This is a genomic window from Desulfosarcina sp. BuS5 (assembly GCF_028752835.1).
In the GTDB taxonomy this organism is placed as follows: domain Bacteria; phylum Desulfobacterota; class Desulfobacteria; order Desulfobacterales; family BuS5; genus BuS5.
Map to the genome: position 1 here is coordinate 1,596,685 of NZ_CP087952.1, position 22,511 is coordinate 1,619,195.

A 22,511-nucleotide genomic window follows, 5' to 3' on the forward strand; every position below is an offset into this window, starting at 1 on the left:
ATATGCGTAAAGAAATAATCGGAATTATATATTTTTTTCTAGTTGTGCTTACATTGATAAGCCTGTTGTCATACAGCCCGCATGACCCTTCCATTCACCACGTAACATCTTCAAAACATATCAAAAATTTTTTTGGGCTTTTCGGCGCCCACTTTGCTGGAATCCTGGTGGGTCTCTTTGGATTGGGAGCTTTCTGGTTTCCCCTTATCCTGCTATTTGCGAGTATACATTTCTTTGGCGGTCATTCTGCAAAAAGCATGGCTCCCACCTTGTTCGGGGGGTTTTTGCTGGTTATAACTACCGGGAGTCTATTTGCGATTTACGGTAATTATTATTCGATCTTCGGAAGTGAGTTCTCATCCGGGGGAATTATAGGCATTCCCTTGAAATTATTTTTAGTAAAGTTTTGCAATAATTTTGGAGCCGCATTGGTCCTTATACTTTTGTGGCTTATTGGAATAATAATGTCTACCGGTTTTTCCATGATTAATTTTATAAAACAGTGCCGGCAGGCGGCCGTTGCCGTTGCTGATAGAATTAAGACCTTTTATGTAAACAGGCCGGTAAAAAGAGAAAAGAAAAAAAAAAGAGAAACAGATAAAAATAACAAGGCCGCTAACAAAGAGCGGGAAATTACAATAAGGGTAAATGATGATAGGCCGGTTAAGACAGCTCCGCCTAATAAAGAGGAAATGTTCGGTTTTATGGGCGATGATAATAGTTTTAAGCTGCCATCTATAAATTTTCTGGATGATTCTAAAGATAAGTTCGTGTCATGCGATGATGAAAACCTGCGGGTGCAGTCGAAACTGCTTGAAAAAAAACTGGAAGATTTTGGTGTGCATGGCAGTGTTGTTACAGTATCTCCGGGGCCCGTGGTTACAACTTTTGAATATAAACCGGCTCCAGGCGTCAAGATCAGCAAGGTAGTCAATCTGGGAGACGATCTGTCCCTTGCGCTGAAAGCAATCAGCATCAGGATTGTGGCCCCTATTCCCGGCAAAGCGGCAATAGGAATTGAGGTGCCTAATGCTTCAAGACAGATGGTTATATTTAAGGATGTGGTGATATCAAAGAATTTTGAAAAGATGAGCAACGGTCTTGCGCTGTGTTTGGGCAAGGATATTGTAGGCAATCCGGTTGTCACTGATCTTGCAAAAATGCCGCATCTCTTAATAGCCGGCGCAACGGGAACCGGTAAGAGCGTAGGTTTGAATGCCATGATTTGCAGCCTGCTGTACAAGGCTAATCCGGATGAAGTCAAACTGATTATGGTGGATCCCAAAAGAATTGAGCTTTCCATGTATAATGGCATACCACACCTGATTACCCCGGTGGTAACGGACGTGAAAAAAGCCACCAATGCTCTTTTCTGGGCTGTTCAGGAAATGGAAAGAAGATATGAACTTCTGGCGGAAAAAAAGGTCAGGAATATTAGGCAGTATAACCATAAAATTAACCAGGAAGATAAAAATGAGGACGGTGAGCCTCCTGAAAAACTACCCTTTATTGTCATAATTATTGATGAGCTGGCAGACCTGATGATGGTCACATCCAAAGATGTCGAGATTGCCTTGACACGTCTGGCGCAGATGGCAAGGGCCGCCGGTCTGCATTTAATCCTTGCCACACAAAGGCCTTCGGTGGACGTGCTGACAGGTATTATCAAGGCAAATTTTCCGGCTCGGCTGACTTTTCAGGTCTCCTCCCGAACCGATTCAAGGACAATCCTTGATGCAAACGGGGCAGAGACTCTCCTGGGAGACGGTGATATGCTCCTTCTGCCTCCAGGTACCTCAAAAATGCAAAGGGTTCATGGCGCCTATATTTCGGAAGGTGAGATAACAAGGATTGTTGATTTTCTAAAAAGTCAGAAAAAACCGGACTACAATATGGAAGTTACCAAAGTTTCACCGGAAGGAGAGGATCTTGCGGATGACGAGGAGCATGACGAGCGGTATGATGATGCCGTCGCTTTTGTAACAAAAACAGGACGCGCCTCAATTTCGATGATTCAGCGCCAGATGCGTATAGGATATAACCGGGCAGCCCGAATCATCGAGATGATGGAACGGGAAGGGATTGTCGGACCTTCAGATGGCGCCAAACCACGTGAAGTGCTGGTGCGTGGTTATGAGGATATGTAATTAAACTTTGACGTTACCATGGATAGGCGCCATACGGTTTTGCTTCTTGACATTCTGCGTATTAATTGTAAAAAGGGTAATTCCCGCCAGCATGACAACAGCGCCCAGGGTGAAAGACTGACTCAATTTAAAATAGTCCATCATCAAACCTGCCAGAAAAGCCCCTGCCAGCATACCGGAGCTGTGCGCCATTGTTACCAGGCCCATAACAGAGCCCATTGCATCTGATTCTTCCCCTTTGATTACTATCATTGCCATCAAGGCCGGCGTGGAGATTCCCCCGCCGAGCCCGAAAAGGGCATCGGCAATAAAAAGATCTCTGAACCCGTTTGCCCAGGTAAAAGACAAGAGAGCGTAGATGGTTATAATCCCTCCGGAGGCAACCATTATTTTTTTGTTCATCCTGTCTGCAAGATAACCCATGGGGATCTGCAGCAATCCGCTGACCATTACTCCCAGCATTACCAGGACTCCGATTAATGAACTGGAGAGGGAAAATTCAAAATCGGCAAAAACCGGCAGGAATCCCCATATAATTCCAATGCAGGTTGTATAGGAAAATCTGAAAAAAGAGAGACCGATAATATCCTGGTCTTTAAGGAGAAGTTTCCATGCTATAGGTTTTTTTTTGCGGCAGGATATTTTTTCAGATTTGACAGGCGGGAGCAGAAAAAGACTTAGGAAAAATCCTGCCAGGGCAAGAAATCCCATGCAGATAAAGGCGGCATTAATGCTGAAGGCATCATTAATTACACCACCTATTAAAGGCCCGAAACTGAGGCCGAAAAATACCGACATGTTAAACAATCCCATGACCCAGCCTTCTTTGCCCTGAGGCGTAATATCTCCAACATAGGCCTGGGTGACTGGCATTATCATGGCTGATCCCATACCCTGCAAAAGACGTATAATAATAAGTGCGTTTATACTGTCGGCAAACAAGAATGCTACGGAGACCAGGGCATAGGCGAAGAGACCGGCTACAATAATATTTTTACGTCCTTTTTTGTCGGACAGCCTGCCGAAATAGGGTAGCAGAATTGTTCTTGAAAATGAGAAGGACCCGAATATTGCCGCTATATAAAAACCTCCGGCGCCATGGTCATGGGCGTATACCGGCAGCAGCGGAACCACAATGCCTACTCCGGTTACGGCAGCAAAGATTGACAGGAAGAGGGTGGAAAAAATTTTTTTATTAAGATTGATCATTTAAAACGTTCTTTGGGAGGGTTAAAATAGCCATATTTTAAGTTGGGAAATTTTTTTTTAATTCGGCTTAATGCTCTTTCAACGCCAGCCGGCATACCCTGCCGTGAATTACTGCACATTTTTTTCCAGTATCGGGCAGGATCAAAGTTAAGGTTTCTCCACTGTATCATGCTGACCGGGTGTTCTTCCATGAATTGGGTCAGGGCCTCCATTTCTTCCGGCGTATCTGTAAAGCCCGGGCAGTTTAAATAGTTAACAGATATAAACTTTTTTTTCCCCAAGGCTGTATCTATACTCTTTTTTACGTCTGAGAAAGAATAATCTACAGGCCTGAAATAAGTAGTATAGCATTTTTTTTGAAAACTGTTTATGCTGATTCGGATACTGTCAAGCCCAGCGTTTATAAGCCGTTTAACCGCGTCCGGTTTGCTTCCGTTTGTATTCACATTGATTGTCCCTTTTGATGTGGCTGAGCGAATTATCCTTATTGCCCGTTCGATTACATCTGCCGCCATCAGGGGGTCACCCTCACAGCCCTGCCCAAAGCTGACAACACTATGGTTGACACGCTTAATATGTGTAATTGCTATTTCCGCTATTTCTTCAGGGGCAGGGGTAAAGGCTATTCTGTTCTGGCTGCATGGAATTTGGCTGTTTTTTTGTAAAGAGAGACATCCCAGACACCTGGCATTGCAATATTGAGAAACAGGTAAGGGCGCTTCAAATCTTTCTAAAAAAAAATTTTTACCGGCCGGACATCCGTATTCCAGGGCGCATTTTTCAAGATGCTTCCGCAATCTGTTGCCTGGCATCGTTATTTGCATTTTTTTGACTCCGCTGACTACATCCTCATGTTTCATCAGTCTGATATCCTGGCGTCGCTCACTGTCCACAAGGATGGCCGCGGATCTGAAAACGCCATTATGCCATCCTGCCGCTCCATATGAAAAAAGAGGCAGGTATTCGGCGGATTCATTCTCCTGATAAGCGCTTATATAGGATATTACATATCCGGGTGAGTTAAATGCTGCCACCGGAAATATCGGCCTGTTCGGCTCAAATGGGTTTTCATAAAGGGTTTCGAGCCTGCCTTTCTCAATATTATACAAGACCGGCCCTCTGTCTGGGAGCAGCATAAGTTCGCCCCCATAAGGCATCTCGATGGTATTATCAGTGCTTAGTGGAACAAATGATGATCCTGCCATCCCTACTGCCGCATAACCTTCAAGATCGAAGATTTCACCCTTGTGATTCGCCACAATGGCAGTGATAAGTCTGTTTTTTTTATTTCCTTTTTTGATAATGCTTTTTTTCCTGTTTATTATATGGTCAGATCATTGATTCCCAGGCTGAACCTCCGGCTATGCCGGGGAGAATGGAAAAAGTTATGCTGTATTATTTATAGATTGTCAGATAATTACCTGATTTTAAAATTTTGCACAAGGCCAAAAAATATCAACCCAATGCAAATCCTCAAATATTTCATGTAAAGGTGCATACCTGTCAACACGTGCAGGAATTATACTAAAAAACAGTTGTGGCTCAACCTTGACTTTAACATTGCATTTATCGGCATTCAGCGTTAAATTTGATATACATTTAAAAGAGGGAAGGGTATCATGAAGTTTGACAAATATTCGATTTCAGACGAAATAAAGAAAAATCTGACCCGGATGGGTTTTAAACGGCCTACGGATATCCAGTTTAAATCCATTCCCTCAATCCTGAAAGGAGAGGATGTGCTGGCCATTGCCCAGACGGGAACCGGGAAGACTGCGGCCTTTGCCATTCCGGTGATCGCAAAAATCCATACGGCCAAAACCAGCAAACGGTCCATGGGAATAAAATGCCTGGTTATGGTGCCCACCCGTGAACTGGCAATGCAGATCGGCGAGGTCTTCAACCAACTGGCCATACATACCCGGGTGAAAATTTTCGCCCTTTACGGAGGGGTCGAACAGGATGCCCAGATAAAAAAACTTCAGGACGGCATTGATGTTCTGGTTACCACGCCGGGTCGTATGTTCGATCTTATCAGCCAGGGTCACATCCGGCTTAACAGCATCAACACCCTGGTCCTGGATGAAGCGGACCGCATGCTGGACCTGGGCTTTATCGAAGATATCAAACAGATCAAAAACAAACTCACCCGCAAGCATCAGACTCTTTTCTTTTCAGCCACCATCAACAGAAAAATCAAAAAACTGGCTTTTTCCCAAGTGAAAAGTTCGGCCATCCGGATTCAAGTTTCGCCTGAGGATCGGGTGTCGAAAAATGTGTCTCATGCAGTGGTGTTTGTGGATATGGATGACAAACGCTTTTTCCTGGAACGTTATATCAACGATAACCCGGACGCCAAGATCATCGTGTTCGTCAGGACCAAAGTCCGTGCCGAAAGAGTATATAAGGCCATGGAACGGGTGAGCATTCCCACGGTAACCATCCATGGAGACAAAGACCAGGCGGAACGTTCCGAAGGCATGGCCGCATTCAGGCAGGGCACCTGCAGGATTCTGATCGCCACGGACGTCAGCGCAAGGGGTATCGACATCCCGGACGTAACCGTCGTGATCAACTACGACCTTCCCACAGAACCCGAGTATTATGTCCACCGGGTGGGGCGTACCGGCCGGGGCACTAATAAGGGCATAGCCATATCCTTTTGCAGCCCGGGGGAAAAAGAGGGCCTTGACGCCATTGAACATTTTTTGAACGCGCCCATTGAACAGATGACTGTGAGTAAACGGGACTACACCGCAACCCTGGAACTTCACAGTCGGCAACATGATGTAATGGCCTTGATAGAGGCCAATGAAAACTGGAAAAAAAAGAGAAAAGGCAAATCCGGAAAACAAAAGCCTGTCCTTTGCAAGAAATCGTCCTAACTGAAATCGTTTATAATTCGTATCCTGTTTAAATTTCGTGGTAACGCGACGATAATTTCCCATAGCAGATATTTCGTTTTCGATTGTTGGATCAATTTTGGTGGATTCGCTACGCTTAATCCACCCTACAAACTACAAATTTTTCCATTTTGTAAATCGTAGGGTGGATTAAGGAGCGTAAGCTACGAATCCACCAAGCTATTCATTGTTTTTATTTATACTTCAAATTTAACTTTTTGTATTGAGCAGCGTTTACCACGAAATTTAAATAGGAAACGATAATAATAGCAATTTTCAGCATCCAGTTCTGTATTATCCTCTTGTCAACTGTCTGTATTTGATCCGATGGGGCTGTTCAGATGCCTTGCCAAGCCTGTTTTTTCTGTCCTCTGCATAATCTGAATAATTTCCTTCAAACCAGATGACAGTACTGTTTTCCTCAAAAGCAAGAATATGGGTGACTATGCGATCGAGAAACCAGCGATCATGAGTGATAATAACTGCGCAGCCTCCAAAATGTTCCAACGCTTCTTCAAGGGCACGCATTGTATTCACATCAAGATCATTTGTAGGTTCGTCTAAAAGCAACACATTGGCGCCCTCTTTGAGCGTACAAGCAAGATGGACTCTATTGCGCTCGCCCCCTGAAAGCATTTTTACTTTTTTCTGCTGATCTGATCCCGAGAAATTAAAACGGGCAACATATGCCCTTGAATTCACTTCTATTTTCCCAAGCTCAACCATATCCCTACCCCCGGAAATCAATCCCCATACTGTCTTGTCTGGTTTAAGAATATCACGTTCCTGATCAACCCAGGCGAGTTGAACAGTCTCCCCGATGTTAATGCTTCCGGAATCAGGTTTTTCAAAACCGGTTATAATTTTAAAGAGTGTTGTTTTGCCTGCGCCGTTAGGACCGACAACGCCGACAATACCTACCGCAGGTAAAGCAAATGTCATTCCTTCAAAGAGAATACGATCGTCATATGCTTTGCTCAGATTTTCTGCTTGAATAACTACCTTTCCAAGACGTGGTCCTGGTGGAATATATATTTCAAGATCCTTGGCCCCTTTTTCATAATTCTGGCTTAAGAGTGTTTCATAAGCATTAACGCGTGCCTTTCCCTTTGCCTGGCGGCCTTTTGGTGACATGTTGATCCATTCCAATTCCCGCTGCAAGGTCTTCTGCCGGTTTGATGTAGTCGAGTGGAATCGGAAGTTTTTCGGGGAACTCAACGGCCAGCCGTTGGGGGACCAACGAGTTGACCTGAAGACGGGGGATATCGTCGAGCTTATTTCACATTCCAAGGACAGATTTGATGCGATCCTGCTGGATATCGATAATGATCCCAGCGCGATGACCGATTCATCTAACCGCCGTTTGTACTATCGTGAAGGAATTCTGGCTTGTCGCCGAGCGCTGCGCAAACAGGGTTGTCTGGCTGTGTGGTCGGCTGAGCCGAGTAAGGAATTCGAACAGATTTTGATGAGTTGCAGCTTCCATGTGCGCCGTTTCCGGGTTCCCGCCTATAAGGGGGGTAAATCGCAGTCACGTTTTGTATGGGTCGCCTCGGAGGACAAGCTTATCCTGCCACCCGGTGGTGGCGAGCCGCGCATGCCGCTCAAGAACGGGGCGAAGGGAAAGCAGCGACGGTTCAGAGAGAGACGATAGCCGCAGGGGAATCCGGTTTAAATGTAAAAAGTGTGAAATACTTTTTATGCTTTATGATTGTTATATTTTTGGGATCCACTATACTGGAAAGGCTCTCTGCTTAACAGCAGCCTGCATCTTGTTAATAAGTGATGTCAGGGTGGAATCGGATTTGGCGGTAATAGGGATTCCGTCAAGCCTGGATTTAATGTTCAGCAGGGTCTCATTGTCAACCAGGTCTTTTTTGTTAAGCACATTAATTACTGGAATATGTTCCAGTTTTAAGCTGACAAGTATTTTTTCAACAGATTCGATATGATCATTATAATACGGGTTGCTGATATCTATAACATGCAAAAGCAGATCGGCGCTCTCCAGTTCCTCCATGGTTGCTCGAAAAGCCACCATAAGCTCCTTGGGCAGATCTTTTATAAAACCGACCGTATCGGTTAAAATTACCTCCACATCCCTTGGAAATTTAAGGCGCCGGCTGGCAGGATCGAGGGTTGCAAAAAGGCGGTTTTCCGTTATTACTTTGCTCTTTGTAAGGGTATTTAACAGGGTAGATTTGCCTGCATTGGTATAACCTACTATCGATATAATCGGCAGACCCTTTTTGTTGCGCCTGGCTTTTTGCTGGCGGCGCTGTTTTTTTACACGGGAAACCTCCTTTTCAAGGCGTGCAATTCTGTCCCGTACCCTTCTCCTGTTGATCTCCAGTTTTGTCTCACCCGGTCCTCTCCCACCTATTCCCCCGGTCAAGCGTGACATTGCCCTGTTTTTTATAACAAGATGCGGAAGCAGATACTTGAGCTGCGCCAGTTCAACCTGCAGTTTGCCCTCTCTTGTTTGAGCGCGCTGGGCAAATATATCAAGAATCAACTGGGTTCTGTCTATTACTTTCAGATCAATTTTATCTGTTAATGAGCGTGTCTGGGAGGGGTTCAATTCCTGATCAAAAATGATCATGGTAACAGCATTCTGAAGAGCAATAATAATAATTTCCTGAAGCTTGCCGAGTCCCATCAAAAAGCGGGGATCTATTCTTTTGCGCCTTTGTATTACAGTCTCCACAACTTCAATGCCGCTTGTCCTGGCAAGCTCACGCAGCTCATCCAGACCTTCTTCGGCTTTATGTACCGAGGAGTCTGTTGTAATGCTGACAAGAAGAGCGCGCTCCCTGTTTTTATCCGCTTCATATAAAGTTCTTGCATGGGCGAGTTCATCTTCGACCGCATTAATAAGATCAAGGCATCCTATATTAAGCTGTTCAGATCTTAATGTCTGGATTCGATAAAAATTACCGTCAGTACTGTTCGGAAGGATATGACCGATATGAACTATAGCCGGGCGGCCTTCTTCCGAAATATTTACGGTAGCCATTATATCCAGCTTCAGAAGCAGAAGGTCGGTGATATCATCCCGTGTAAGGGGCTCATTATCAAAATGAGTATGTATACATCTCAGTCCCTTTAAGCGCCCAGGATATGTTCGATAATCACTTAAATCGGGAATAAAAATCTGCTGGTGATCACCAACTATTATATAATCTATCCTTCCGAGCCGGTTAACAAGAATTCCAACCTGTCTTTTAATCTTAAATGAAAGATCGCATATTTCCCGGGCAAGTTCCGGCGTAACAAGAAACTCAACGGGTACACGGCGCCGATATAGCCTTTCAAGCTTTTTGATTTGATTTGCCTTAAGTCCGGCAATGTTCCCAAAAATTTTTTTCATATTGGCTGTAGAACAATCCCTGTGCGTGATGGGATATAAAGACTGAGAAAATCTCTTCCGCCGGATTCAGCATTATCGGAAATTGTAAAATGTAGCTGATCGGCTGTCAAATGCCCGTATCCCCCGATTTTTTTTGTCATCTGAATTCAGGATCATTCGGAATAAATGTATTTATCGGCATACTTGTTATTAAAATACCCACATCAAGGGCTTCCCTTCAAAATTAATAATTATCCAAAACAATAACCTATTACAAGGAAAATCTCTTGATGTTCTCAGCCGGTTACACCTTAGGAACGAGGACAAAAGTCGATTTTTCATTCCGGCCTCATGTACGAATCCGGATAGGCTCTTCGATCAGAAAAATTCCTTTGTCCGTTACAAATCTTTTATTGAAAATTAAATGAGTTACAGCCAGTTGTAAGACTATTAACTTTGTCTTGGTAAATCCGGTCTATGCAGGCGTTTCCGTTTATGGTAAAATATATTACTGGATAAAACATGGTAGGTTAAACTCGAATCGTATCCTATTCAAATTCCGGGGTAGAATTTTATGATATCAATGATATATTATTATAACTCAACTTTCGGACTTGATGCAGATATATAATTTTATATAACTTCAAGATGTTATGTAGAAATATCTCTAAAATATAGTTTATAAAAACTCTTTTTAATGCTATAAAATTTGCGATTTTAGACATCTAACATATTGAAATTATTGAAGCACATTTTAACCCCGAAAGTTGAGTTTATAAAAGCTTTTTAGCCCTGAAAGGGCACAATATAATATTTCCCAGGGCGTTGCCCTGGGCTGGTATATTTAACCCCCCTTCAGGGTTTTGACTACCGAATTAACCGCAAACCAGAAAGTTGAAATTATAACTTACTGTTTTTATTAATGCTCAAAATTTGATTTTTGAGATTAAACGGCGTTTACCCCGAAATTTTAATAGGATACCTCGAATCGCCGAAAATATTCGGTACTCGCACTGCCATAAATAGGAGATAGTGTGTCATGAATGATCATACTACAGAAAAGAAAATGCGATGCAAGACAGATATATATGATGCTTCAATATATAGAAAACAGCTACCGTCAATTGCTGAAACCATTATAGCAACCTGTGAAGATAAAGCCTGCTATACCTACATTGACTATGATCCCATTCCTCCAAACAACTCTGTTGTTGAGATTATAAACAGATTTAAGGAAATTCTTTTCCCGGGATATTTTAACGTGGGAAAACTTGACCCCTCAAATCTTAAGTATAGAATCGGGCAATCTGTTTCAGTACTTTTTGATATTCTTGCTGAACAGATCACAAACAGTATCAGGCGCGACTGTTTAAGATATGATAAAGATTGTTCCGACTGTAATGAAAGGGGGCAGAGTATCAGCCTTGAGATTTTTAAAGCTACACCGGCTTTGCGAAGAATTCTTGCAACAGATGTCCGCGCAGCATATGAAGGTGATCCGGCTGCAAAAAGCCATGATGAAATCATATTCAGTTATCCGGGGATTTTTGCCATTACGGTTTACAGGATTGCCAATATGCTTTTTAAATATGATGTTCCTCTCTTCCCTAGAATTATGACCGAATATGCTCACAGCATCACAGGAATTGATATTCACCCCGGGGCTGATATAGGAGAAAGATTTGTCATAGACCACGGCACCGGCATTGTCATCGGTGAAACTGCGGCAATAGGAACAAATGTGCGCATCTATCAGGGCGTAACCCTTGGAGCGCATTCGCTTCCAGCAGATGCAGGGAACAGGTATCGAGGAAGAAAGCGCCATCCGACCATAGAAGACGATGTCATTATTTATTCAGGAGCCACAATTCTTGGAGGTTCAACCACTATAGGAGCCAGGTCTGTCATAGGAGGTAATGTCTGGATTACAAAATCGGTTCCCAAGGATACAAAAGTGATTCTCGAGGAACCGAAGCTGATATATAAATCCTGAACATCGCTTTTTTATCGGTTATTACCAATTGAAAGTGTCGCAGGGATTCAGCACATTATGCATATATCATTGCAGGATTTTAATAAAGAGGGATGCTTATGAAAATCTTTTCAAATCTCGCAGGCACCATCGGTTCAACACCATTGGTACAGCTCAATAAGGAAGAAAAAGGCTTTAATAATAATATCCTTCTCAAGCTGGAATACTTTAATCCCCTGGGGAGTGTAAAAGACAGGATAGCTGCTTCCATGATCGATGCGGCAGAAAAAGAAGGACTGCTGGATCAGGAAACGCTTATTGTTGAGCCCACAAGCGGAAATACCGGCATTGCCCTGGCATTTATATGTGCGGAACGGGGTTATCGCCTTTGCCTTACAATGCCTGACACCATGAGCATTGAGAGACGAAAGCTTTTGAAACATCTCGGTGCCGAACTCGTTCTTACACCGGGTAAAGACGGTATGAAAGGCGCTATTGAAAAAGCAAATAATATTATTGCTTCTGAAGATAAGGGGTTCATGCCGAATCAATTTACAAATCCCGCAAATCCCAAGATTCACATGAAAACCACCGCGGAAGAAATATGGAATGATACAAACGGCAAGGTCGATATGATTATTTCAGGTGTGGGTACCGGCGGTACTATTACTGGAATAGGGCAGGTGATAAAGTCACGTAAGCCTGATTTCAAAGTTATTGCTGTGGAGCCGGCGGATTCTCCTGTTTTATCCGGGGGAAAGCCGGGCTCACATAAAATACAGGGTATCGGTGCAGGCTTTATTCCTGAAATACTTGATCTATCTGTTATCGACGAAGTAGTCACTGTGACCAATGATAACGCGTTTGATACCTCGAGAATGCTTGCAAAAACAAGAGGTATTTTATGCGGGATATCATCCGGAGCTGCAGTTTGGGCTGCACTTAGCGTTGTTGGACGCAGGGAAATCACCGGAAAACAGATTGTCGTCATTCTTCCGAGTACAGGAGAAAGATATTTAAGCACCGATCTTTTTCTGAATTAGGGGGACAGAATTAGGGGGACACCATACCTATTTATTGTTGACTATAAATTGCAATTATCCTATGGAAGGCTATGCCAAGAATAGCAAGAATAGTGGCACCGGGGATGCCACATCATATCACTCAAAGAGGGAACAGACGGTTAGAAACCTTTTTTTCTGATAAGGACTATATTGCCTATATCGATTTGATGAAGGAATGGTGCGATGCCCATGGAGTAGAAATATGGTCCTACTGCCTGATGCCTAATCACGTCCATTTAATTGCTGTCCCTGAAACCAAAGAATCGTTAATGCTTGCAATTGGAGAGGCCCATAGGCGGTATTCGCGAATGATCAATTTTCGTGAAGGCTGGAAGGGACATTTGTAGCAAGGCAGGTTTGCTTCTTATGTTTTGGATGAAATTCATTTGTTGGCATGTGCCCGTTATATTGAAATGAATCCAGTCAGGGCAAACCTTGTAAAAGATCCAACACATTGGACATAGAGCAGTGCTTTCGCTCATATTAATGGTGGCGAAAATAAGCTTCGCGAAAACACAATCTTTAATTCAATTGGTAAATAAGGATTGGGCTCAATTCTTGTCGGAAAGTATTACAGCAAAAATGCGGAGTCGATTGCAAAAACATGAGAGAACCGGTCGGCCAGCCGGGAATATCCAATTTATTGAAAAATTGGAAAAATCGTTGGGTGTGACGCTAAAACTTAAAAAACCGGGGCGAAAACCGAAGAAATAGGTATGGTGTCCCCTGAATTTCCCTGAATTCCGGAAGCAAAGCATACGTGAAGGTGTCTCATGCTTGAAAATACGGCAGATATCATAAAACAAATCTCCCTCGGTGAAGATTCCGTTCTCGAACTGAAAACCGTTAAATTCAGTGGAGATAAGATCACCGGTCCGCACCGAAACAGCATGGCAGATGAACTCGCGGCCATGGCCAATACTCATACAGGTGTCGTCCTGCTGGGTGTGGATGATAAATCAAAGACCATACATGGCATACCACAGAACAAGCTGGATATCGTTGAAACATGGTTGCGGAGTATTTGTAATGATCTGGTTGAGCCGCCATTGGATTGTGTAATTCGCAAGATGCCAATCACGGCGAAAGATGGCAGTGAAAAGGTGATTATTCGCGTCGATATCCCCAGAAGCCTTTTTGTGCATCAAAGTCCGGGTGGCTATTTCAGACGGATCGGCAGTTCAAAACGTCAGATGAAGCCGGATGTGTTGGCGCGTTTGTTTCAACAACGCAGCCAGACCCGGTTGATTCGATTCGACGAGCAGACGGTACCAAATGCAAAACTTGATGACTTGGACCCTAAACTATGGAAACGGTTTAGAACGGTTATTTCCCCAACAGATGATCAAGAGTTTTTGGAAAAAATGAAACTGATTTCCGGGGATGAGGAGAATATTCTTTGCCCTACGGTAAGCGGCGTATTGATGGCAAGTGATGCTCCAGAATCGTTTATGTCGAGCGCTTTTATACAGGCTGTCTGCTATCGCGGCACCGAGCGGAACGCGTCCTATCAACTGGATGCCAAAGATATTACCGGACCTTTAGATGTTCAGATTAAAGAAGCTTGCAAATTTATTGAACGTAACATGCGAATTTATGCCATCAAAGCGCCGAATCGAATCGAAACTCCTCAATTTTCCATGAACGCCGTATTTGAAGCGGTCGTGAACGCTGTGGTTCATCGGGACTACTCCATTTACGGGTCAAAAATCAGGCTGCATCTTTTTGCAGACAGGCTGGAAATTTTCTCGCCGGGAAGCATTTCCAATACAATGACCGTGGGCAGCCTTTCAGAACGGCAATCATCGCGCAACGAATTGCTCAGCTCTCTCCTGGCCCGCTGCCCAATGAATGTTAATGCCATGGGCAGCCAGCGCAGTTTTATTATGGATAAACGCGGCGAAGGAGTACCGATTATCATCACTGAAAGTGCAAAGCTTTCCGGACGCAGGCCGGAATATCTTCTTTTGGATGATGCGGAACTTAAATTAACCATCTTTGCCGCAAAGCAACCCCATGGAGAGAATTGATAGTGTCAGTATCACCGGCCCATGCTTGAAGCACCGGTTTGGGTCTGTCAGATTACTAAAAAACGATAACAAAGCGCATGACCAGGAAAACCATGTCCCAAGTAAACCATGAACTGCAACTCGCCAACGACTTTGTCCAGTACACAGGCTCCAATATTTTTCTGACAGGTAAAGCCGGCACCGGCAAAACAACCTTTCTATATAATCTGCATAAGAACACGGCTAAGCGGATGGTTATCACCGCTCCAACCGGTGTTGCGGCGATCAACGCCGGCGGGGTAACACTCCATTCTTTTTTTCAGTTGCCCTTTGGCCCGTTTGTGCCTGGCAGCGAGGCATATGAGAGTAATAAGCAGCGCCAGTTCAGATTCAGCAAAGAAAAAAAGAGGATTATACAAAGCCTTGATTTGCTTGTGATTGACGAAATAAGTATGGTACGGGCCGATTTACTCGACGCGGTGGATGCTGTGCTGCGTCGTCATCGCCGTAATAACCAGCCATTCGGCGGGGTGCAGCTTCTTCTGATAGGTGATCTGCATCAGCTTTCTCCGGTGGCAAGGCAAAATGAATGGGATATTTTAAATCAACATTATGACTCGGTTTATTTCTTCAGCAGCAAAGCGCTTGCTCTTACTGAATTTCTTACTATTGAACTGAAGCATATTTATCGCCAGTCAGACGCCAATTTTATCAAGCTCCTGAATCGGGTACGTGACAACCGGCTTGATGAATCATCCATAGCGGATTTTAATAAGCGTTACATTCAGGATTTTAAACCGGGCGAAGATCAGGGCTATATTACCCTGAGCACCCACAACCGTAGCGCAGAATCCATCAATCGTACCAAACTTAAGGCCCTGACCAAAAAAGAACACCGTTTCAAAGCGGAAATTTCCGGAGATTTTTCTGAACATATACACCCGACCTTATCCACTCTTCTGCTTAAAGAGGGGGCGCAGGTGATGTTTGTGCGGAATGATCCCTCTGCTGAAAAACTCTATTATAATGGTAAAATCGGTAAAATAAGCACAATTTCGAGCAAAAACATCAGCGTTATCTGCCCCGACGACAAGCAGGAAATCGTGGTTGAACCGGTCGAGTGGCAAAATATCAAATATACAGTGAACGAAAAAAACAAGGAGATTGAAGAGAATATAATCGGCACATTCAAGCAATACCCACTGAAACTTGCATGGGCAATCACCATCCACAAGAGTCAGGGGCTGACTTTTGAAAAGGCCATTATTGATGCCAAAGCAGCCTTTACCCATGGTCAGATTTACGTGGCCTTGAGCCGTTGTAAAACTATCGAGGGCATGGTGCTGAGCTCTCCCATCTCATCCAGGGGAATAAAAACAGACGAAGCAATAATGAGCTTTGACGAAAAAAATCAGCAAAACCCTCCCTCGGAAAGCCGGCTTCAGGCAGCTAAAATCAGCTACCAGCAGCAGCTATTGCTTGATTGTTTTGATTTTTCACGATTGCGTAACCTTCTCAATTATCTTGCCCGGCTTTTGCTGGGTAACGCCAGAGTAGTTCAGGTATCAGGAGTTGAAGATATTCGCCAACTGGAACAAAAGGCTGCCAAAGATATTTTTATTACCAGTGAAAATTTTAAGCGGCAATTACGCACAATTTTTGCGGATGGAGGCCTGCCCGAGTCAGATGCAGTTATTTTGGAACGGATCCGCAAGGCGTCCGTATGGTTTCAGAAAAAGTTTGCCGAAATTTTTGAGGAGTCAGTGCAAAAATTGCATGTCGAAACAGACAATACCGAACTCCGCAAAAAAATTGGGGATGCTTTGGGCAAACTTAAAAAAGAAGTTGCCGTAAAGGTAGCTGGAGTAGAATGCTGTGAAAAAGGATTTTCACCGTCCAGTTTCCTGCGCGCTGTTTCAGGCGCTGAAATTGACTTTACCCCTGAAAAAGAAAAAAAACATACCACCCCGGCCTACACCGAATCGGACATTGCCCATCCAGAGCTGTTCCAGACCCTGAAGGACTGGCGTTTCCGCAAGGCCAGGGAGGAAGAAGTTGCCCTTTTTCAGGTTTTACATCAACGGGTATTGATCCTGATTGTGGTATGTCTGCCCGACAATACTGCTGATTTAAGAAAAATAAATGGGGTCGGCAAAAAAACTATTCAGAAATACGGCGAAGAACTTGTGAAACTGGTTTCAGCCTATCGCAAAAAACACGGGATAAAGGAAGTCGTACTGCCGGATATTAAAACACTTTCGGGAGAAAATACCACTACAAACAAAGAGGCTTCGCCTTCCGACACGAAACAGACAAGCCTTGATATGTTCAATAAAGGATTAACTGTTGACCGGATTGCACAAGAAAGAGGCCTGGTACAATCTACAATTGAAGGGCATCTGGCTTTTTTTGTAGAAAAAGGCAAATTGGATATCAACAAGCTCCTTTCACCTGAAAAACAACAGGCCATTGAAAAGGAACTTGCGGTAGATCACAATAATTCCCTCAAAGAAGTAAAAAATGCCCTGGGAGATGACTATTCTTATGGAGAAATCAGAATGATGCTGGCCTACCGGAAACACCTGGAATCTGAATAGGATCAGGGAAAAGACCAATTTTTTTTATCGGTTACGAGCAGGCGGTAACGAAAATGGAAGAAGAATAACTATGGCAAAAATAGAAGGATTCAGGATTAAAAATTACCGTATGCTGAAAGACGTAACTCTTGGAAAACTTTGGAGCATGCAAAGAGCTAAGCCATTGGTAACCGTTCACGGGTATAAATGCCCCCTTTAAATATTGGAATGGCAGGAAATGGTTGGGCCTATGAATAAACGGTATATAGTATCGCTGTCTTCAAGGATGAAAAAATCTTAGGGATATACTACTACGCCTACCGATTCATCTTTGATGAGGATGTTGGATTATAAAGAGACAAAAAAAGAAATTCTTGCATTTGATCACTACTTAGGAAATCTCGTTCTCATTTCATGATCAGTGTAAGAATAAGCGCATCACCTATGATTGTCCTCTGCGAAATATACACGGAATATTCGAAATCAGTGGCCAGTCGATCACGCAGTGGCGGAATGTCAAATCAACTCCAGGTTTTTTAATAGACTGATTCCGAGGGATTCCTATCGTAAATTCACTATGAGGTATCAGGTATAAGGGATGGGGCGGGATCATTCTTGAAGTACGCCTTAACTGCTTCCAATATAAAATTGAATGCTGATCGGCCTTGTAATGCGCATGTTGCAATTACAGTCCATAACCGTTCGCAACTTTTTCGTCCTTTGATACTGCGTGTACCGTGAGTTACGTAACGATCTATTACGATAAATCGGATTGCCTGTTCTGCCACATTGTTGGTAGGGCCTATTTCGGGAGTTGTGATAAATTCAAAATATTCTTTACCATGCTTGCGGAATCGGTTGGCCATATTTTTGGCTTCCCGTTTTTCTTCTTTACCGTCTTTATTCAGTCGACTCGGAACATCCTCCAAGGCTGCTGTAATAATTCTTGCCTTAGCCTTTTCAAGAGCATTGGTGAAGTCTTCCGGGATTATATTGTCACGATCATGAATAACCTTGAACATATTTCGGACTTCATCCAGAAGTTTTTCGCCATATGCTTTTGTTTCTTTATCTGGCAAAGTTGTTAAAAACCGGATGTCCCGAATCAAGTGGGCGATACAAAACTGTATAGTAACGTTAAAATCCTTCATATACTTGCTGATACGCCGAAAAATAATCACAACCCAGTACTCCTCGTGCCAAGATAAATCCGAATCGTTGGGATAAGACACAAGGTCTTTGAAACTCGATATTGTTACCAAGTGGGTGCTCGGGAAACGGTTTGTTTCCTTCATCTCTGCAGGGCTTGCTCTGGCATTGATGTTAAGATAGTCCCACCTGACTAAAGACTAACCAGCAGGTCAGTAGCGAAGTCCACAGGTAAACCCGGTAACGGGAGTCTGGAGCTGGACGGAGCAAGATTGCAGGCTCTGTATTGAGCCCCGAAAAATGTATGGTTGTGGTCATTGTGATAATCCTGCTTGCAGGAAAAAGCCGACGCTTTGGAGACAGCGGAAGGCAGCAGTCCTGAATATGCTAAGGCAAGTATTCAGGACACCACCGGGGTCTTAGACCAGGGCATGTACTCAAAGGGGTAGCTCGGGAACTTGGGAGACCCGGATGTTTCCTTGGGTAAAAAGAACGGTAACAGGAAATCCAGCGCAAGCGAAATCCCGGCGTTGCATAGGAATGTCCCGCCTTGCAACGAGTCTGCCATTGGCAGAAACACAAACATTAAAAGATGGGCGATACAAGGTATCAGGGGAGGATAGCGAAGAGCGAACGAACCTGAGATAAACATTCGGAAGTCTTAGCAGATCATAGTACCGATGATTAAGAATTGAACTATCTTGATCGGAAAGGTGGGGAAGTGATGCCCAAGCGACCCACTGCAGGGAAGGTGAAGCAGGGTATAACGTTTTTTTGGCAGGAATTATGGGAGATACACAGATGTCACAAACCATATCAACAAAAAGCCGAGAAATTGCAAGAACGGTCGCTTGCAATTCCAGACCGATAGAATGGGGACAACCACCGGTGTTAACAGGTGGGTCATCCCTTATCAAAATCGAGCTGCTTGCTCAAAGTAATCCTGAACTGGTATTTACATCAGTAGTCCATCGGATAGACTTTGATTTACTGAAACAATCCTTTCGTAAAATTCGGAAAAGCAAATCTGCAGGAGTGGACAAGGTTACGGCAAAGGAGTATGCCGAAAATCTTGATCAAAACCTCTATAATCTGTATGAACGACTGCGGAGAGGACAGTACGTTGCGTCTCCTGTAAAGCGTATCTGGATAGACAAGGAAGGAGGGAAAAAGCGTCCAATTGGCATACCTGTACTTGAGGATAAAATTGTCCAGAAAGCAGCAGCAGCCATATTGAATGTCATATTTGACAGGAATTTTTACAATTTTTCCCATGCATTCAGAAAAGGTCGGAGCCAACACATGGCAATCAAAGATTTACGTGAGCAATGCTTGAAGCAGAATATCAGCTGGATAGTAAGCGCAGATATTACAGGACTATTTGACAATATTAATCACGAGTTACTTAAAGACATGATACGTCGGAGAGTAAGTGACGGCGGAATGATTCGCCTGATAGGGAAGTGGTTGAATGCAGGCGTAATGGAGGAAGGCAACCTGACGTACTCTGAAACGGGCACTCCACAGGGAGGAGTAATTTCCCCTGTGCTCAGTAATATCTTTCTTCATTATGTTTTAGATGACTGGTACGTGAAAGAAGTGATCCCCCGGATGAAAGGGAGATGCTCCATCATACGCTGGGCGGATGATTTCATCCTCGGGTTCGAGTATGAAAAAGACGCATTGCGTGTCATGGATGTATTACCCAGGCGGTTCGAACAGTTCGAGCTGTCACTTCACCCGGAAAAGACAAAACTGATTCGATTTTCCAAACGCATTAGCGGAAAGGGAAACGGGACGTTTGATTTTTTAGGGTTTACATTTTACTGGTCAAAATCATTAAAAGGGTACATGGTAATAAAGAAAAAGACGGCAAGAAAGCGTTCAAGCCGTTTTATGAAGAGAATATGGATATGGTGCAAGGATAACCGTCATAAGCCAATGGCCGAGCAGTATGAGATTCTTTGCAGTAAACTGCGAGGTTTTTACCAGTACTTTGGAGTAATAAGTAACTACAAAGTGCTGGAAGTTGTGTTTGAATATACTGAGAAAGCATGGCGTCGATGGTTAAGCCGAAGAAGTCACAAGGGCGAAGTAATGTTCGAGGACTTGCGCACAACATACCCACTGCCATTACCCAGAATAGTCCATAATATTTGATGCCGTAAGGGCTGCAAAGTTATACGCCAAACGGGGTGTCGCCTGTTTGGTTGATAATCCGGTAAAAAGGATTTGAACCGAGGAACCGTATGAGGGAAATCTTCACGTACGGGTCTGTAGGGGGGGCGTCGGGTAACCGATGCTCCTACCTGGAGTTGAACTCTTTACCCAAAACATCAATTAAAATTTTTGATCCACGGGACTTGTCGATTTTGAACAGCACATACATTTCAGCCTTGAAAACCCATGTCCAAAACTTGTCTTTGTTTTCCTTATGGCCGGTTTCATCGACATTTACTGCTTCCTCGAAAGGTAAACGATTGAGCAATTCACTGTATGGCGCTTCCAGGGACTGACTTACTTTTTCAATTACTTTTCGCAGATATCCACGGGAAACATTTTCTCCAAGGACGTCTCGGATAAATTTTCTGATTGTGGAAAACGATGCATGACAGACATTTTTCATATAGGCAACCAAGGCTGTCAAGCGCTCTTTGAAGAGCCCTTCCTTGACTATATTAGCAGGAAAAGGCATGTAATGAATTTGCTGACATTTCTCGCACCATACCGGATACGAACGATGTTCTTCTTTGATTATCGGCAGCTCCGGCAGTTCCATTTGTTGGATAATACGAGGAGGCGCATCAATTATATGAACTTCCCCATCGCATACAGGGCAAACAGTTAGTATGTATGGATGAGTTTTGTTTATCTCATCCTCGGTGAAGGGAGTACGAAGATGCCTCTCATGTCCGGGTTGGCCTCCGATCTTACGATTTCCTTCTTTTTGATTTTTTGGCTTTGTGATCTCATCAGAAGAAGGGCGTTTGCTGGAATTAGATGAGTTTTTTGAAAGCTTGGCAACCTTGACCTCCAAAGCCTTTATCTGCTCTTCCTGAAATTCAATAGTATTGCTTAAATCACACAGGATTTTGACCGTAACTTTCAGCCCGGCATTATACAAAGCCAATGCTTCATCATGCGTCATGACATAACTCCCTGCGAAAGTTTTTAGTCAAGGGATAAACATAAACAGCCTTTTTGGAAAGTAGTGGTTGCTTTGATTTGCTGAGCTTGCCCTGACCGGTTGTCTGCCCCACACAGATCCAATTATCCGCTTTATAACAGGTACCGCGGTAGCGCTCTGTGTCAACAAAGGTTTCAAGCAGATAAACCGGATGATGATATAAAGTTTTCCAATCTTGTAACAAGCGATGACGGTTCAATGCCAATAAATATGATGCCAAACAAGGGACTTGAACCCATGGCAGGATCAAAAAACGGAGATTGTTGGCGATTAGATGAAGATTGTTCTCTCTAATCTTTTTGCTCCAGCCAATGAAACGATCTCGTGCTCCAATATACCATGGCGCTGACCCCCATGCCAAACACGCAATAGGGCGATTATGAGAAAATGCAATATATTTGAGATGCTCCCCAACTGGTTGAGTATAACCAAGATAATGGTACTCACTTACAAGACCATTGAATATCTTCTCAAAAGAAGTTCTGCGAACCTGGTCAAGTTTTATAGGAAACAGGTCTTCGACAGAACAATGAACAGGAGTTTTATCGACTATTACCCAGGATGTTTTTTTTCGCTTTGCAAGAGGGTTGGGAGGGGTACATTTTCGGGCAGGCAGTTTAATAAAACCCTTTGATTCCAAAAGAAGCAGCAGGCTTCGGCAGATCATATCTTTAAGAACACCATTAGACTGTCTCCAGTTCCATTCCCTGCAGACTTCTTGAGAAATGAAGCGTCTGCTTTTGTCAGGATGTGATTCAATAATCCGCCTGACGGTCGCTATATTTTGCCTGGTGACTGATCGCCTCCGATATGTTATGACTGATTCCATTCCTGACACTATAAACCATCAGGCACTGGAACGCAAAATTTTTCTTAAAAAAATTTGCGGTTAGATATTAAATTTTAAACTCAAAACGATTATTGCCCGTGAACGGTTACCAAATTT

General features: G+C 43.6%; 15 protein-coding genes and 3 pseudogenes. 10 read left to right on the plus strand and 8 right to left on the minus strand.

What is annotated here, in order from left to right:
* The first annotated feature begins 2 nt into the window (after positions 1 to 2).
* Complete coding sequence (locus tag BuS5_RS07965) at positions 3 to 2,147, plus strand: DNA translocase FtsK (RefSeq protein ID WP_027353808.1); 2,145 nt, start codon at positions 3 to 5, stop codon at positions 2,145 to 2,147.
* Here BuS5_RS07965 and BuS5_RS07970 read toward each other — a convergent pair whose 3' ends face one another.
* Positions 2,148 to 3,356 (minus strand): MFS transporter, encoded by a 1,209-nt coding sequence (locus tag BuS5_RS07970; RefSeq protein ID WP_051374753.1) that lies wholly within the window; start codon positions 3,354 to 3,356, stop codon positions 2,148 to 2,150.
* Positions 3,353 to 4,561 carry a radical SAM protein gene (locus BuS5_RS07975; RefSeq protein ID WP_084445908.1) on the minus strand — a complete coding sequence of 403 codons (1,209 nt, stop codon included), beginning with the start codon at positions 4,559 to 4,561 and terminating at the stop codon, positions 3,353 to 3,355. The genes BuS5_RS07970 and BuS5_RS07975 overlap by 4 nt, the downstream gene beginning before the upstream one ends.
* A 414-nt stretch (positions 4,562 to 4,975) precedes the next feature.
* Here BuS5_RS07975 and BuS5_RS07980 point away from each other — a divergent pair, with 414 nt between their 5' ends.
* On the plus strand, positions 4,976 to 6,241 hold the full coding sequence (locus BuS5_RS07980) for a DEAD/DEAH box helicase (protein WP_027353805.1): 1,266 nt from the start codon (positions 4,976 to 4,978) through the stop codon (positions 6,239 to 6,241).
* 312 nt (positions 6,242 to 6,553) lie between these two features.
* On the opposite strand, the pseudogene BuS5_RS07985 reads toward BuS5_RS07980, so the two are convergent.
* Positions 6,554 to 7,438: pseudogene (locus tag BuS5_RS07985) on the minus strand (ATP-binding cassette domain-containing protein); the annotation flags it as partial.
* On the opposite strand from BuS5_RS07985, the gene BuS5_RS07990 reads away from it, so the two are divergent.
* Complete coding sequence (locus BuS5_RS07990; protein WP_084445901.1) at positions 7,392 to 7,913, plus strand: hypothetical protein; 522 nt, start codon at positions 7,392 to 7,394, stop codon at positions 7,911 to 7,913. The pseudogene BuS5_RS07985 and the gene BuS5_RS07990 overlap by 47 nt on opposite strands.
* A gap of 78 nt (positions 7,914 to 7,991) precedes the next feature.
* On the opposite strand, the gene hflX is transcribed toward BuS5_RS07990, so the two are convergent.
* Positions 7,992 to 9,629: a GTPase HflX gene (gene hflX, locus BuS5_RS07995; RefSeq protein WP_027353804.1), complete on the minus strand. Its 1,638-nt coding sequence runs from the start codon at positions 9,627 to 9,629 to the stop codon at positions 7,992 to 7,994.
* Positions 9,626 to 9,769: a hypothetical protein gene (locus tag BuS5_RS08000; protein WP_157487376.1), complete on the minus strand. Its 144-nt coding sequence runs from the start codon at positions 9,767 to 9,769 to the stop codon at positions 9,626 to 9,628. Before BuS5_RS08000 ends, hflX begins: the two co-directional genes overlap by 4 nt.
* A gap of 878 nt (positions 9,770 to 10,647) precedes the next feature.
* Between BuS5_RS08000 and epsC the strand changes: the two genes are divergently transcribed.
* From epsC to BuS5_RS08030, 6 genes are all read left to right on the plus strand, one after another.
* Positions 10,648 to 11,601, plus strand: a complete 954-nt coding sequence (gene epsC / locus BuS5_RS08005; RefSeq protein WP_027353803.1) for a serine O-acetyltransferase EpsC — start codon at positions 10,648 to 10,650, stop codon at positions 11,599 to 11,601.
* A 98-nt stretch (positions 11,602 to 11,699) separates the two neighbouring features.
* Positions 11,700 to 12,623: a cysteine synthase A gene (cysK, locus tag BuS5_RS08010; RefSeq protein WP_027353802.1), complete on the plus strand. Its 924-nt coding sequence runs from the start codon at positions 11,700 to 11,702 to the stop codon at positions 12,621 to 12,623.
* Positions 12,624 to 12,694: 71 nt separating this feature from the next.
* A complete protein-coding gene (locus tag BuS5_RS08015; protein WP_232223040.1) occupies positions 12,695 to 12,991 on the plus strand; it encodes a transposase in 297 nt (98 codons plus the stop codon).
* A 426-nt stretch (positions 12,992 to 13,417) separates the two neighbouring features.
* Positions 13,418 to 14,674 (plus strand): ATP-binding protein, encoded by a 1,257-nt coding sequence (locus BuS5_RS08020; RefSeq protein ID WP_027355002.1) that lies wholly within the window; start codon positions 13,418 to 13,420, stop codon positions 14,672 to 14,674.
* A 92-nt stretch (positions 14,675 to 14,766) separates the two neighbouring features.
* Complete coding sequence (locus BuS5_RS08025) at positions 14,767 to 17,250, plus strand: helix-turn-helix domain-containing protein (protein WP_027355003.1); 2,484 nt, start codon at positions 14,767 to 14,769, stop codon at positions 17,248 to 17,250.
* Positions 17,251 to 17,320: 70 nt separating this feature from the next.
* On the plus strand, positions 17,321 to 17,449 hold the full coding sequence (locus BuS5_RS08030; protein WP_255342837.1) for a hypothetical protein: 129 nt from the start codon (positions 17,321 to 17,323) through the stop codon (positions 17,447 to 17,449).
* 355 nt (positions 17,450 to 17,804) lie between these two features.
* Here BuS5_RS08030 and BuS5_RS08035 read toward each other — a convergent pair.
* Positions 17,805 to 18,423 (minus strand): annotated as a pseudogene (locus BuS5_RS08035) (IS66 family transposase); the annotation flags it as partial.
* A gap of 741 nt (positions 18,424 to 19,164) precedes the next feature.
* Here BuS5_RS08035 and ltrA point away from each other — a divergent pair.
* Complete coding sequence (gene ltrA, locus BuS5_RS08040; protein ID WP_036019348.1) at positions 19,165 to 20,538, plus strand: group II intron reverse transcriptase/maturase; 1,374 nt, start codon at positions 19,165 to 19,167, stop codon at positions 20,536 to 20,538.
* 154 nt (positions 20,539 to 20,692) lie between these two features.
* On the opposite strand, the pseudogene BuS5_RS08045 reads toward ltrA, so the two are convergent.
* Positions 20,693 to 21,526: pseudogene (locus tag BuS5_RS08045) on the minus strand (IS66 family transposase); the annotation flags it as partial.
* Complete coding sequence (locus BuS5_RS08050) at positions 21,516 to 22,394, minus strand: DUF4338 domain-containing protein (protein WP_274427795.1); 879 nt, start codon at positions 22,392 to 22,394, stop codon at positions 21,516 to 21,518. The gene BuS5_RS08050 and the pseudogene BuS5_RS08045, both read right to left, overlap by 11 nt.
* Between the last annotated feature and the right edge of the window lie 117 nt (positions 22,395 to 22,511).